The 15089-nt window shown below is 38.3% G+C and carries 11 protein-coding genes; 10 read left to right on the top strand and 1 reads right to left on the bottom strand.

The window, feature by feature from the left end; genetic code table 11:
- Positions 1-64 precede the first annotated feature (64 nt).
- The 4 genes from ACRD62_RS04285 to lon all read left to right on the top strand — a co-directional run bounded on the left by ACRD62_RS04285 (position 65) and on the right by lon (position 5461).
- Complete coding sequence (locus tag ACRD62_RS04285; protein WP_430818888.1) at positions 65-1264, top strand: GNAT family N-acetyltransferase; 1200 nt, start codon at positions 65-67, stop codon at positions 1262-1264.
- Positions 1265-1357: 93 nt separating this feature from the next.
- Positions 1358-1618 (top strand): type B 50S ribosomal protein L31, encoded by a 261-nt coding sequence (locus ACRD62_RS04280; RefSeq protein WP_212212402.1) that lies wholly within the window; start codon positions 1358-1360, stop codon positions 1616-1618.
- Between the two features lie 78 nt (positions 1619-1696).
- A complete protein-coding gene (locus ACRD62_RS04275) occupies positions 1697-2911 on the top strand; it encodes a putative sugar nucleotidyl transferase (protein ID WP_430818887.1) in 1215 nt (404 codons plus the stop codon).
- A 96-nt stretch (positions 2912-3007) separates the two neighbouring features.
- Entirely contained in the window at positions 3008-5461 is a 2454-nt protein-coding gene (gene lon, locus ACRD62_RS04270) for an endopeptidase La (RefSeq protein ID WP_430818886.1), read from the top strand.
- A gap of 34 nt (positions 5462-5495) precedes the next feature.
- Here lon and ACRD62_RS04265 read toward each other — a convergent pair whose 3' ends face one another.
- Positions 5496-6308, bottom strand: coding sequence for an ADP-ribosylglycohydrolase family protein (locus tag ACRD62_RS04265; RefSeq protein ID WP_430818885.1), 813 nt, complete (start codon positions 6306-6308; stop codon positions 5496-5498).
- Positions 6309-6537: 229 nt separating this feature from the next.
- Here ACRD62_RS04265 and ACRD62_RS04260 point away from each other — a divergent pair, with 229 nt between their 5' ends.
- The 6 genes from ACRD62_RS04260 (at position 6538) to ACRD62_RS04235 (ending at position 15089) form a co-directional block, all read left to right on the top strand.
- Positions 6538-7668 (top strand): AI-2E family transporter, encoded by a 1131-nt coding sequence (locus ACRD62_RS04260; RefSeq protein WP_430818884.1) that lies wholly within the window; start codon positions 6538-6540, stop codon positions 7666-7668.
- A gap of 179 nt (positions 7669-7847) precedes the next feature.
- A complete protein-coding gene (locus tag ACRD62_RS04255; RefSeq protein WP_430818883.1) occupies positions 7848-8996 on the top strand; it encodes a cytochrome c3 family protein in 1149 nt (382 codons plus the stop codon).
- Between the two features lie 58 nt (positions 8997-9054).
- On the top strand, positions 9055-12018 hold the full coding sequence (locus ACRD62_RS04250; protein ID WP_430818882.1) for a TAT-variant-translocated molybdopterin oxidoreductase: 2964 nt from the start codon (positions 9055-9057) through the stop codon (positions 12016-12018).
- Positions 12018-13385, top strand: a complete 1368-nt coding sequence (gene nrfD / locus ACRD62_RS04245; protein ID WP_321407283.1) for an NrfD/PsrC family molybdoenzyme membrane anchor subunit — start codon at positions 12018-12020, stop codon at positions 13383-13385. The genes ACRD62_RS04250 and nrfD overlap by 1 nt, the downstream gene beginning before the upstream one ends.
- A 6-nt stretch (positions 13386-13391) precedes the next feature.
- Positions 13392-13913: a DUF3341 domain-containing protein gene (locus ACRD62_RS04240; protein ID WP_430818881.1), complete on the top strand. Its 522-nt coding sequence runs from the start codon at positions 13392-13394 to the stop codon at positions 13911-13913.
- A gap of 9 nt (positions 13914-13922) precedes the next feature.
- A complete protein-coding gene (locus tag ACRD62_RS04235; RefSeq protein ID WP_430818880.1) occupies positions 13923-15089 on the top strand; it encodes a hypothetical protein in 1167 nt (388 codons plus the stop codon).

The raw sequence follows: 15089 nt of genomic DNA, 5'->3' as shown, positions 1-15089 counted from the left end.
AAAGTTAAAATAATCATATACTTTTGTGGTGAGGCCTGTGGTTTCACCATTTTTTTATTGTCCTATGAAAATATTTGAGGTAAAAGATAAAATTTCGAATAAGCAGTTTTTAGATGTCGTTGAAATAATTTATCAAAACGACCATGCTTATGTTCGTCCTTTAGATGGTATGATCGAAGAAATTTTTGACCCTACGCAAAATGTTTTCTTTACACACGGTACAGCTACTCGTTTTATTCTAAAAGACAGGGATCGGGTAATTGGTCGAATTGCTGCTTTTATCAATGAAAAAAAGGCTTTTGGATTTGAGCAGCCAACAGGTGGGTTAGGTTTTTTTGAATGTATCGATAACAAAGAGGCTGCCTTTCTATTGTTTGATAAAGCCAAAGAATGGTTGCAAGAGCGTGGCATGGAAGCCATGGATGGGCCCATTAATTTTGGAGAGAACGATAATTTTTGGGGGCTGCTTGTTGATGGATTTACACAGCCAGGATTTGGAATGCAGTACAATCCTTCTTATTACAAACAATTTTTCGAGGAATACGGATTCTCCAACTATTTCGAACAGATAACCAATCATCTGGATTTGACAGTTCCTTTCCCTGAGCGATTTTGGAAAATTGCAGGTTGGGTGGTTAAAAAAGAGGGTTTTAATTTCAGACATTTTAGTTGGACACAATCAGAAAAGTTTCTGGATGATTTCGAAACCATCTATAATGATGCCTGGCAATTTCATGAGAACTTTAAACCCATTGATCGGGAGGTGCTGAATAAAACCATGGAGAAAGCCAAGCCTTTTATGATGGAAGATTTGATATGGTTTGCTTATCACCATGACGATCCCATTGGATTTATTGTGTTGTTTCCTGATGTGAATCAAATCATAAAAGGATTCAAAGGTAAATTGAATGGCGTAAATAAGCTTAAGTTTCTGTGGCGCAAATATTCTAATAAAATGACCCGGGCAAGAGTTGTTATTTTGGGAGTTGTACCGAAGTTTCAAAGGTCGGGTATTGAATCTGGTCTGTTTTGGAATTTAAAAGGAGCGGTAGAGAAGAAATCACATATAAAAGAGCTTGAACTTTCGTGGGTAGGAGATTTTAATCCTAAGATGAGAGTGCTACAGGAATCGATGGGTGCGGCTTTTGGCAAGAAACACATTACTTATCGATACCTCTTTAATGGTCAGAAAATAAGTAAAGAAAGGGCTACAGAAATACCTGTGGATACAAAGTATTCAAATGAAGACAAAAAAGATTTGTAATTTCTGTGTTTAAATCTTTTGTCGTTAATAATTTATGAATTATCTTTGCAGCCCGAATAGAATTAGAATAGTAAGGATTTAAAGCATATAACAATGAAACAAGGAATTCATCCGGATAATTACAGATTGGTAGCTTTTACCGATATGTCAAACGGGGAAACATTCATTACTCGTTCTACTGTTGCAACAAAAGATACTGTTGAGATTGACGGGACTGAATATCCTCAGGTGAAGTTGGAAATTTCTAACACATCACACCCATTTTACACAGGTAAAATGAAATTAGTTGATACAGCTGGACGTGTTGATAAATTTATGAGCCGTTATCAAAAGCATTTCGACAAGCGTAAGTAATTACTACTTGTTAAGATATAAAAAAAGCTTCGGAACTTCCGGAGCTTTTTTTGTATTTTTAAGTGTAAAATTATTGCGATGAATCTCATATTATTTGACAACCAACATAATGCGGCAATGTTGCCGCTAACTTTTACCCGACCACAAGCTGCTTTACGCTGTGGAATATTAACTATCAAAGAAAAATGGGAGTTACATCTAGGTCGGTCTGCCGGCTATCTGACATCTGTTGAGCTCTCTGCCAAATATGGAGGCGAACTGGCAGAAGATAATTTATTTGTTTCGGCTTCGTTACTGCCAGCGAATAATTTAGTTGACGAAGTAAGTGCTTTAGGCTTTAATGAAGCCCTTGTAAAAGAAGGACTTTTGCTGGCAGTGCGATCTTCAAAAGATTTTACATCAGAAATTATAGAAGGAAAAACATCATCATTTAATATTAAAGAGTATGATGGTGAAATAAAATATCTGGATAAGATATTTCGATTACTTCCCTACAATCAGGACGAGATCAGGAATGATTTCGAACTCATTACACGAGGAAGAAGAAGTCAGCCCTTAAGTGACACAGTCAATGTGGTGGGATTAAATAAAAATCCCCAATTAATTGATCAGATATTTATAGAAGAGGGGGCAAGTGTAGAATATGCTTATCTGAATCCACAAAGCGGCCCCATCTACATTGGTAAGAATGCGGTGGTTATGGAAGGTGCCATGCTGCGCGGGCCGATTGCTCTATGCGAATCATCACAAATTAGCATGGGTGCAAAAATTTATCCAGGTGCTACCATCGGTCCATGGTCTAAGGTTGGAGGAGAGATGAGTAATTCAATCATAACCGGATATAGTAATAAAGTGCATGACGGATATTTAGGTGATTCAATCATAGGAGAATGGTGTAATTTGGGAGCTGATACTAACACTTCAAATCTGAAGAATGATTATGCACTGGTTAAGCTGTGGGATTATGAAACTGAACGCTTTCAGAAAACAGATCTTCAGTTTTGTGGTTTAGTGATGGGGGACTATTCCCGCTGTGCTATTAATACTGCATTTAATTCAGGTACTGTTGTAGGTGTGGGTAGTAACTTATTTGGTAGCGGTTTTCCTAGGAATTTTGTTCCTTCATTTGTGATTGGAGGACCACAGGGATACAGGATTAACGGGCTGAAGGCTGTTGAAAATGTTGCAACCATTGCAATGGGAAGAAGAAATGTATCTTTTACCGATACAGATCGTAGCATACTGAAGACGGTTTTCAATGATACAATTAAGTTTAGAAGTGCCCTGCGCTAGTTTTTGGCACATGTATTGATACAATAGGTATCGTTGTATTTTAATGAGCTTTGCGGACATATTGACAGGAATGTCTGCCTTTTTGAAAGACTTAATATGAATAAAAATAAGACAAAGCAAAATAGTATCTATCTATCAGAGGTGTTTGAGTCTGATGCTGAGTTTATTCCAATCGTTGCAGAAGGGGATGATCAAAGCGTAAATGAGCTTGAGGTACCTGACACATTGCCGATTTTACCGCTTCGAAACACGGTGTTGTTTCCTGGGGTGATTATTCCTATTTCTTTGGGTAGGGCCAAATCACTTCAGTTAATTAAAGAAGTGCAGCGCAATAAAGGTTACTTTGGAGCTATCGCTCAGCGTGATGTGAAAGTGGATGATCCTCAGAAAGAAGATCTTTACGAAGTGGGAACGATGGCCAAGGTTATTAAAATACTTGAAATGCCTGATAATTCTACTTCCGTAATCATACAGGGTAAAAAACGTTTTCGATTAGATGAGATTGTGACTGATGAGCCCTATCATTTGGCTAAAGTGACAGGTCTGGAAGATATTTTGCCTAATGACAATACCAAGAGTGAGTTTGAAGCAGTAGTAAGTTCCATCAAAGATCTTTCGCTACGGGTTATTAAAGCATCTTCACATATTCCACCTGAAGCATCGTTTGCAATAAAAAATATTGAAAATGATGGTTTCCTGATCAACTTCGTGGGTTCCAACTCTGAAATGTCGGTTAAGGAAAAGCAAGACGTGCTGGAATGTGAGAGCCTATTGGATAGAGGAATGGCATTGTTAGAGCATTTGGCACGTGAAGTTCAGATGCAGGAGCTGAAGAATGATATCCAAAGCAAGGTAAAACAGGATATTGATCAGCAGCAGAGAGAATATTTGCTTCAGCAGCAAATTAAAACCATTCAGGATGAGTTAGGCTCAAGCCCTATTGAGCAGGAGGTTCGCGATTTAAGAGAAAGAGCTGAAAAGAAAAAATGGAATAAGGAGGTGGCTGATTTATTCGCTAAAGAAATTGATAAACTTCAGCGCTTGAATCCTGCAGCAGGTGAGTATTCGGTTCAGTATAATTATCTGCAAACATTATTGGATGTTCCCTGGAATGATTATACCAAAGATAATTATGACCTGAAACGGGCGGAGAGATTCCTTGATCGTGATCATTACGGTTTGGATAAAGTGAAGGAACGTATTCTTGAGCATCTGGCGGTATTGAAACTGAAAGGTGAATTAAAATCACCTATCATCTGTTTATACGGTCCTCCGGGAGTAGGTAAAACCTCATTAGGTAAATCTGTTGCCAATGCCATAGGACGTAAGTATGTTCGTATGTCGCTTGGAGGAGTTCATGATGAAGCAGAAATCCGGGGACACAGAAAGACATATATTGGTGCAATGCCAGGTCGTATCATACAGAATATTAAAAAGGGGGGATCAGCAAACCCGGTATTTATTCTTGATGAGATCGATAAAATAAGCAGTAGTTTTCATGGCGATCCGGCTTCAGCATTGCTTGAGGTTCTGGATCCCGAACAAAATGAACATTTCCATGATAACTATCTGGAGGTTGATTTCGATCTTTCGAATGTAATGTTTATTGCTACGGCAAATACCATTGGTAATATTGCACAACCATTACTTGATCGTATGGAGTTGATCGATGTTAGCGGATACATATTAGATGAGAAAGTTGAGATTGCCCGACGTCATTTGCTGCCTTATCAGATGGAAAATCATGGGATCGCAAAAGGTAAGCTATCCATCAATAAAAATGTATTGGGTTATATTGTTGAATCCTATACACGCGAATCAGGGGTTCGTGAACTGAATAAGGTTTTGGCTAAACTTTGCAGAAAAGTTGCATTAAAGATCGCCAAAGACGAAGAAGTTAAGAAGAATCTCACCATCAAAGATGTGGCAGAATTCTTAGGTGTTCCGCGATTCTCGAAGGATAAATGGCAGGATAATTCAACTGCCGGTGTTGTTACTGGTTTAGCATGGACGGCTGTTGGAGGTGAAATTCTTTTTGTTGAAAGTAGCATTAGTAAAGGAAAAGGTAAATTAACACTTACCGGTAACTTAGGTGATGTTATGAAAGAATCAGCTGTTTTGGCTCTTGAGTATTTAAGAGCAAATGCCGAAATGCTGGGTCTAAAAACCGAAACTTTTGATGAATGGAATATTCACGTTCATGTTCCGGAAGGAGCCATTCCAAAAGACGGTCCATCTGCAGGTGTTACAATGGTAACTTCGTTAGCTTCGATATTTACACAGCGTAAAGTCAGGGCCCGTTTGGCAATGACCGGAGAAATTACATTGAGAGGTAAAGTTTTACCTGTTGGTGGTATCAAAGAGAAAATTCTGGCTGCAAAGCGGGCTGGTATAACAGATATTATTCTGTCTCAGGATAACAAGAAAGATATTGATGAGATCAATGACATATACCTTGAAGGATTGACTTTCCATTTTGTGAAGGAAATTTCAGAGGTATTGGCATTTGCCTTATTGGATGAAAAAGTGAAAAAGCCACTTAGTATATAAATGAAAAGGTCAGCGAGAGCTGACCTTTTTTATTTTAATGAAAATTAAATTTAATGTCCTGATTACTCTGTAAAACTTCCTTACAGTGTATTTTTTCAAAGTCCTCCATTGTGCTTTCCATTTCGGGATCAATTCTGGAGAGTGTTTTTCTAACTAATGCTTTAGGAATATGTTTATAATAAGCCTGTGCTAAACCACCGGTTATAGATGCAATAGTATTGGTTGGTCCTTCCAGCCATATTGCTTTGCGAATAGCATCTTCAAAATTGGTTGAATCCAGAAAAGCTAACAAAGCAGCCGGAGCCGGAGATTTATATTTTTTAATTAATGGGTTTATTTCTTCTTTATTAAGTGAAGTTGGAAGCTCGTACCCTATTTTACTTTTTAAGAATTCACTGATTTCTTCTTTGCTTTCACCTTTTCTTGCTAAAAATATAGCCCCGGTCATAGCTTGTGCGGCCTTAATTTTAGGTTCAAGGGCATGCGTTATAATGGTAGCTTCTTTAGCCTGTTCCATTGCTTCTTCAAGAGTTTGAGCAGAAAAACCGATGGGTGCTACTCTTCGTGCAGCTCCATCACCCGAACTGTTATATTGTTGATTAGGTTTATCGGATAATGCCCAATCCATAAATTTCTTTCTGTAACCTGCTTTTGGAAATTTACTGACCCAATGACGTAAACTATCCTCGTATGATTGTTTTTTTATAATGGCATCAGCTATGGCAATCGTCAGAACAGTATCTGTTGTGTAGGCCGAAAATGGCTTTAAAAGCTGAAAATCTGTTGTGCTTTGTGGTGACTCTATAAAAGCAGAGCCAATAATGTCTCCGATTATTGATCCTCTCATGATTTGTGTGGGTAATGGGCTTTAAAAAAATGGTGCGCTCTCTCTAAATGGGTTCAGTGTTCATCTTGGGGATGAATGTAGTGAAAAAACATATATCTCTATATATTTTGTATATAAAATTGGAATATATAATGCTTAAATAGTGGATTTTGATGACTTTTTGACCATATGATTTGAAAAGAAAATATGCTATTCTCAAATATTTGGAATAACTTGTTAATAGCATCTCATGAATCAGTTTAGGGGCTATATGACAGAAAGAATTAAATATTTATTATGGATTTTACTGGCTTGCCTGACAGCGTTGCTACTTTGGTACTTCAGAGCGGTGGTGTCTTTCGTTCTCGTTTCTGTTGTAATTTCCCTTGTTATACGTCCCGTTTTTGATTTGCTTAAACGAATCAGAGTTAAAAAATGGGAATTATCGAATTCTGTAGCTGCATTGATAACCGTTCTGGTTTTGTGGATTTTTGTTTTTACATTTTTTAGGGTTGCAGTCCCATTTGTTATCAAAGAAATTCACTTTTTATCAAATGTGGATATTGATGTTGTTTTTAGTAAAGGTAACCGTTTGTTGGAGAATGTTCTGGCTCCGCTTAATCATTCAGAATTTGGTAAGGCCGGTCTTGATGTATTGGAGAATCAATTGAAAGAAACAGCTATTACATTTTTTGATTTCACACAATTGAGAAGCATATTTACCGGAGTATTAGGTTTTCTTGGAGGCGTCTTTATTTTTGTTTTTAGTGTTTCGTTTATGACCTTTTTCTTTCTTAAAGAAGAATGGTTGGTTATTCAAGGACTTCTTTTATTTATTCCGACACATTTTGAAGGTGCCTTAAAGCATATGCTGTTATCCATTAAGACTTTACTAAGGCGTTATTTCATAGGAGTTTTAATTCAGATTACACTTATATCTGTTTTTGTAACAGTAGGGTTTTTAATTGTTGGAGTTGAGTTTCAACATGCTGTAATCATTGGTTTATTTTCTGGTTTCATTAATGTAATACCTTACCTTGGGCCATTGATTGGAGCCTTTTTTGGTTTTCTTGTGGGTTTAATAGTGTATGTTCAATTAAGTGTTCCACCCGATTTTCTGAACTTTATTCTGGGGATATTTTTTGTTTATCTGATTGTTCAGTTAATGGACAATCTCATTTTCCAGCCGTTTATCTTCTCATCAAGTGTGAGAGCACATCCTCTTGAAATATTCCTGATTATTTTAATGGCCGGATATATGTCAGGCATACTTGGAATGTTTTTGGCTATACCTGTGTATACAATAATCCGTGTGGTTGCCAGGGAGTTCTTCTTTAATTATAAGTTGGTTAAAAAACTTACCGAAAACTTAAAAGAATAAAAGAGAAAAAAATCTTTAAAATCAAATAAAGCTCTTAAACAATCTTCAACTTAAATCGTTATGAATGGTTAAAAGTTGAAATGTTAAAAAAGATTAATTGTCATTAACTCTAAATCTTCTGATTAGATGATACTTACGTGTGTGAGAGAATTCTTTTAGATGATAAATAATACGTTAATATGGTTCAAACTTTATCTAAGTCCCGTTCTTCCGGGAAGATTTTCTTAAAGTTTTTCTTACTTTTTTTTGTTGTTCTTTCAACAATAAATGTTGGGGCAGAAGAAAAACGCGGTAAAAAGGGAACACCCGAACCTGATTTAAAAGTTGGCGAACGGCTGTATTATGGATTAATTCCAACGGGAGAAGATGCGAAAGCCTGTGCATCTTGTCATACCTATTACACTTCCGACACCATCAATTGGAATCCTTCGGCATTGGAAATGGCCAAAGTGGCTGCTGATATGGATCTTGCAACTTTTAAAAGTCACTTGTTGACACCGTCTGGGGCAATGAGGGAGAAGGTTCATATCAATTACGAATTGACTGATGAGCAGCTGTTTCATCTTCATGGTTATCTTACCGAATTATCTCAAAATGGTGTTCCTGAAAAGAAAATGTCAATCAATACAATTTTGATTTTCTTGTTGTTGGGAGTACTAATGGCTGTTGCATTGGTTGATATCTTTTTTACCAAAAGGGTTAAGTTTAAACTTGTTCATATTCTTATTATTATGGGTGGACTGGCCTATCAGGGTAAAGTTATTGCACATACATTAACTGATTTTGGAAGAAGTCCGGATTATATGCCTGATCAACCTATTAAATTTTCGCATAAAGTGCATGCTCAGGATAATCAGATAGATTGTAATTACTGTCATTATAATGCTCAACACGGAAAGTCAGCCGGAATTCCAAGTGCTGGTTTATGTATGAACTGTCATATGGTAGTGCGTAATGGTACTAATTCCGGGCAGTTTGAAATTGCCAAGGTTGTTGATGCTTATGAGAATAATAAAGACATTGAGTGGATACGAATTCATAATTTACCGGACCATGTTTATTTTAATCACTCTCAACATGTAAATGCGGGTCAGCTTGATTGTGCTGAATGTCATGGAACAGTTGAAGAGATGCACATTCTTAAGCAAGAAAATGATCTGTCAATGGGCTGGTGTTTGGATTGTCATAAAAAGACCAATGTAAACTTCTACGATAACGATTATTACAAAACATTTGAAGCCTTGCATAAAGACATTGCAGAAGGAGTTCTTGACTCAATTAAGGCTGCTGATGTTGGTGCAAATGATTGTATGAATTGTCATCATTAATCAAAGAGAAATTTAATTAAGGAATTGCCTTGTTACCCAAAATAAATCAGTTATTACTATGAAGCAATACTGGAAAAGCATTGAAGAATTAATACCCGAAGAAGAAGTTGTTCAGGAGAAGAAATCTTCTTATATATTGAACGACGGGAAGGATTCTTCAACAAATTCGCGTCGCGACTTTCTGAAGTACTTCGGATTTAGTATCGCCTCGGCTGCTGTTCTGGCAGGATGCGAACGCCCTGTAAAGAAAGCCATCCCTTTATTGATACAGCCGGAAGAGGTGAAGCCCGGCACAGCTAATTATTACGCATCTTCGTTTTACGATGGATCAGAAATGGTGCCCATCCTCGTTAAGGTCAGAGACGGTCGCCCAATAAAGATTGAAGGAAATGACATGTGTAAGATGACCGGAGGTTCGGCATCTGCAAGAATACAAGCCTCGTTACTCAATTTATATGATGAGTCACGTCCGGCTCAACCAATGGTGGACGGGAAAGCTACTACCTGGGAGCAGGTGGATGCTGATATGTTGAAAATATTGAGTGAATGGGATGCAGGGAAGGAATTTGTGATTCTGACATCAACTATCATAAGTCCTTCAACAAAAAAGCTACTGGCTGATTTTAAAGCAAAATATCCATTTGTTGTTCATGAAACATTTGATGCATATTCGTATTCAGCATTACGCGAATCATTTGCATTAAATTATGGTGAGGCAATCATACCTTCTTATCGCTTTAATGCGGCTAAACTGGTGGTTGGTTTTAATGCTGATTTTCTGGGGACCTGGTTGCAACCGGTTACTTTTGGTCGTCAGTATGCTTCAGCAAGGAAGTTAACCGAAGGACAACGCGAGATGATGCGTCATGTACAGTTCGAATCCACCATGACATTAACGGGTTCAAATTCCGATGAACGTGTTCCGATGGCTGCTTCAGACGAAGCACATTATATCGCAGCCTTATTTTCTTTATTAGCCGGTAAAGCCGGTGTGTCGGTACCAACAGTAAACGCACCTGAACAAATACAGAAAATTGCAGAAGAACTTTGGTCTGCAAAAGGTAAATCTCTGGTTGTATCGGGTAGTAATGATGTGGATGTACAATCAATGGTATGTGGTATCAATCATATCCTCGAAAGTGAAGGAAATACCATTCGCTTGGATTACCCAATCAGTTTATTTGAAGGAAAGGATAAGGATTTTGAAGATCTGTTAAATAGAATTGAAGCCGATCAGGTTGGAGCTGTTATGTTATGGAATACCAATCCTTTGTATCACCTTCCATTGGATGAAAAAACTCAGAATGTATTGGCTAAGGTGGATCTGAAAATTGCGGTTCATTCGCAGCAAACAGAATCTGCATTAGCATGTAAATATGTTTTGCCGGCTCCACATTTTCTCGAAAGTTGGGATGACTCAGAGTTGGTTTCAGGGTTATTTACGCTTACTCAACCAGCTATCCGTCCTCTGTTTAAAACACGACATGCCCAGGAAAACCTGATGGCATGGGCTGGTGTTGAAGGTAAGTATTACGATTTTATCAAGTCAAACTGGAAAGAGAATATCTATAATATAAACTTGTCACAAGGTAAACAGTTCGAAACATTCTGGAAGACTTCCCTTAGAGATGGTTTGGTATTTGATGATACAAAGAAAAATAGTGTCCCATCCTTTTCTGGGGTTGACACCAGTTTTATATCAAAGTATGCCAATCCTGTTTCAGGAAATGAATTGGAGCTTGTTCTTTATCAGAATGTTCCGATTGGAGATGGAACATTGGCCAATAATCCCTGGTTACAGGAATTGCCCGATCCGGTTAGTCGCGTTTGTTGGGATAACTATGTAGCTGTTTCGCCAGCTTTTGCGGCATTAAGGGGATGGAGTCAGGGTGATATTGTTGCAGTGAATGGAATTGAATTACCTGTTTTGATTCAACCAGGGCAGGCAAGAAATACCTTGGCTATTGCTGTTGGTTATGGACGTAAGAATGCCGGCCGAGTCGCAACTGATCTGGGTAAGAATGTTTATCCTTTGGTGAAAATGAAGAATGGCAATCGCCAGTATTTCGTTGAGAATGTTGATGCTGTTGCAACAGGAGCAACCTACGAGTTGGCTGCCACACAGTCTCATCATTCCATGGAAGGACGAGCTTTGGTGAGGGAAACAACCATTGCCGAATACCTAAAGAATCCTGCCTCAGGAAATGAAAAACACGAAGAGGTTGAAAAACTGCATACAACCCTTTATCATGAGCATGAATACAAAGGACACCATTGGGGATTAGTTATCGATCTGAATTCATGTATCGGTTGTAATGCTTGTGTTGTAGCTTGCTCGGCGGAGAATAATGTGCCGGTTGTAGGACGAAATGAAGTACGCCGGTCACATGAAATGCACTGGTTAAGATTGGATCGTTATTACGCAGGCGAATCTGATAATCCCGAAGTGGTTCGTCAACCGGTAATGTGTCAGCATTGCGATAATGCTCCTTGTGAGAACGTTTGTCCGGTAGCTGCTACTAACCATAGCTCCGAAGGTATTAACCAGATGGCTTATAACCGTTGTATTGGTACTCGCTATTGTAATAATAACTGTCCTTATAAAGTGCGTCGTTTTAACTGGTATGATTATACCGGAGCCGACACTATTCCGAATAACCGTGTCGATCCTGCCGGAATGACGCTTGATCTTAAACGAATGGTTCTCAATCCGGATGTTACCATACGAGCCAAAGGAGTTATTGAGAAATGTTCGATGTGTATTCAGCGTATTCAGGAGAAGAAATTAACAGCTAAGCGTGAAGGAAGAATGCTGGAAGACGGAGAAATAAAAACAGCTTGCCAACAGACTTGTCCTGCCGATGCGATCACTTTTGGTGATGTGAATGATCCAAACAGTAAAGTATCTAAATTATTGAAAGATGCCCGTCAGTATGGATTATTGGAAGAGCTGCATACCTTACCATCGGTTGTTTATTTGAGTAAAGTAAGAAATAAAGATCAAAATAAAACGCTAAGCTAATGTACGTATCGCCAGTAAGAGAACCGCTCATTAGCGGAGAAAAAAGCTATAGTAAAGTCACCGAGGAAATATATGCACCGATGACAGGCCGGCCGGGTAAAACCTGGTATGCTGGTCTTACATTGGCACTTATTGCATTGATGTTTGGTTTGTTTTCCATCTTTGTTACGGTATGGGATGGAATTGGAACCTGGGGACTGAACCGGACCATCGGTTGGGGTTGGGGTATTACCAACTTTGTATGGTGGGTTGGTATTGGTCATGCCGGTACATTTATTTCTGCCATCTTATTATTATTCCGTCAGAAGTGGCGTACATCCATTAACAGAAGTGCAGAGGCAATGACCATCTTTGCTGTAATGTGTGCCGGGCTCTTCCCACTGATTCACATGGGACGTTTGCCTTTGGGATTTTTTATTTTTCCATATCCAAACACACGGGATGTATGGGTCAACTTTAACTCCCCACTTCTTTGGGACGTTTTTGCGATTTCAACCTATCTGACTGTTTCTTTATTGTTCTGGTATATGGGATTGATTCCTGATATTGGTACAATACGCGACAGACTTAAAAATGGTATTAAAAAGAAGATTTATGCTTTTTTGAGTTTTGGTTGGACAGGATCAGCTCGTCACTGGATGAGACATGAATCGATGAGTTTGATTTTGGCAGGTTTGGCTGCTCCATTGGTACTTTCAGTGCATACCATTGTAAGTTTCGACTTTGCCACCTCTGTTATACCGGGTTGGCATACAACCATCTTTCCGCCATATTTTGTGTCGGGTGCGGTATTTTCAGGTTTTGCCATGGTATTGACATTGATGATTATTACCCGAAAAGCGATCAATCTGGAAGACTATATTACCAAGGCGCATCTTGAGTCGATGAACAAGATTATAATTGCGACCGGTTCGATTGTTGGTATAGCATATATTACTGAGTTATTTATAGCTTGGTATTCAGGAGTTATATATGAACAATATGCATTCATTAACCGTGCGTTCGGCCCTTATTGGTGGGCTTACTGGATTATGATGACATGTAATGTTATTACTCCTCAGTTATTCTGGATTAAAAAGATACGACGCAGTTTTGTTGCCACTTTTATCATCTCAATATTTGTGAATATTGGTATGTGGTTCGAACGCTTTGTAATTATTGTTACTTCTCTGCACCGCGACTTTCTGCCATCAAGCTGGAGTATGTATTCTCCAACCTGGGTTGAGGTCGGAATCTATTTAGGAACTTTTGGATTGTTCTTTACATTGTTCTTCTTGTTTATTCGCTTCTTCCCTGTAATAGCGATTGCTGAGGTTAAGAGTGTATTAAAAACATCTGCAGAGAAATTTATTAAAAAAGGAAAATAAAGAGCTATGAAGAATAAGACATACGTTTCAGGATATTTTCCGGATGATAAGGATTTGATAATAGCCATTAAAGAGCTACAGGAAAAAAATGTGGATATCACAGATGTTCGCACTCCTTTTCCTGTGCATGGATTAGATAAAGTATTAAAGATGCGCCGTTCAAGATTGCCTCGGGCTGGCTTTGTGGCTGGAGCAATTGGTTCCATAATAGGTTTTGGATTTCAGGCCTGGGTTTTTACTGAAGCTTGGCCATTGAATTTCGGTGGTAAACCTTATTTATCAGTACCTTCATTTGTGCCGGTTACTTTTGAATTAACTGTATTGTTTGCAGCTTTTGCATTAGTTTTTGGCTTTCTTATAAGAAGTAATCTGGGGCCGGGAGCCGATAACCATATTTTTGACGAAGAGGTAACCAATGATAGATTCCAGATTTTATTGGAGGCCAAAGAGGGAAATGCTGAGTCACTGCATGAGTCATTACAATCAGTGGGAGCATTGGGAGTTCAATTACACGAAGTTAAATCATAAACGATAATCATGTATAAGTCATTTGAATTTACGCAAAAGCTAAAAACCTTCTTGATTGTGCTGATGGTTATCGGGGCTGTATTAACAGTTGCCGGGGTGTTTCTTAACCTCGACCATACCCATCGAATTTGGGCAAATGTGCTGTTAAATGGTTTTTATTTTACTGCCATTGCAATGGGCGCAGCTTTTTTTGTGGTGGTTCATATTTTAGGTGAGTCAGGTTGGCATACCGCTATTCAGCGTATCCCTGAGGCCATGGGACAATATGTTCCTTATGGCGGAGTCATCATGTTTTTGGTATTGGTGGGTATGCACGATATTTACCACTGGAGTCATACCGAGGATCTGGATGAAGTGCTCCAAGGTAAAAGCGCATTTCTAAATCCTTTGTTTTTTAGTATACGTACAGTTGTATATATCGCACTTTGGACTTTTCTTGTGAGAAAAATACGTAAGCTGTCATTGGCTTCGGATGGATCAACAGATTTAAAACTATTTACCCGCAGTCGTAATTGGGCAGGTATTTTTATTGTACTTTTTGCCATTACCAGTTCTACATCAGCATGGGATTGGATCATGTCTATAGATGCCCATTGGTACAGTACGTTATTTGGCTGGTATATTTTTGTAAGTTCCTTTGTTTCGGCAGTTGCTGTTATCATCATTCTATTATTTGTTTTAAGACGAATGGGATATATGGATCATGTTAATGATGAACACATGCATGATCTTGGAAAATATTTGTTTGGATTTAGTATATTCTGGATGTATCTGTGGATATCGCAGTATTTATTAATTTGGTACAGTAACATTCCTGAAGAAACAGTATACTTTGTGACGCGGCAGAATGATTTTCAGTTTATCTTTTGGACTAATGTAATCATCAACTTTTTAACACCATTTTTAATTTTGATGCCACGAGGTACAAAACGAAAGATGAATTGGTTGCTTATTGCTGCAATAATAGTATTTGTAGGACATTGGATAGATATGTATGTATCCATATGGCCCGGTGCCGTCGGGCATGCTGAATTTGGAGTGCTTGAAATTGGTATGACAATACTTGTTGCCGGTATCTTTTTATTTCTGTTTTTCAAACAGTTTGCTAAAGCTCCCGTGGTACCTGAGAATCATCCATACTTTAAAGAGAGTTTTGATTATGACAACATTCGCTGA

The organism is Carboxylicivirga caseinilyticus, from assembly GCF_050589785.1.
Taxonomy (GTDB): Bacteria; Bacteroidota; Bacteroidia; order Bacteroidales; family Marinilabiliaceae; genus Carboxylicivirga; species Carboxylicivirga caseinilyticus.
The sequence above is the reverse complement of the archived record's forward strand: the minus strand, read 5'-3'. Positions and strand labels throughout refer to the sequence as shown.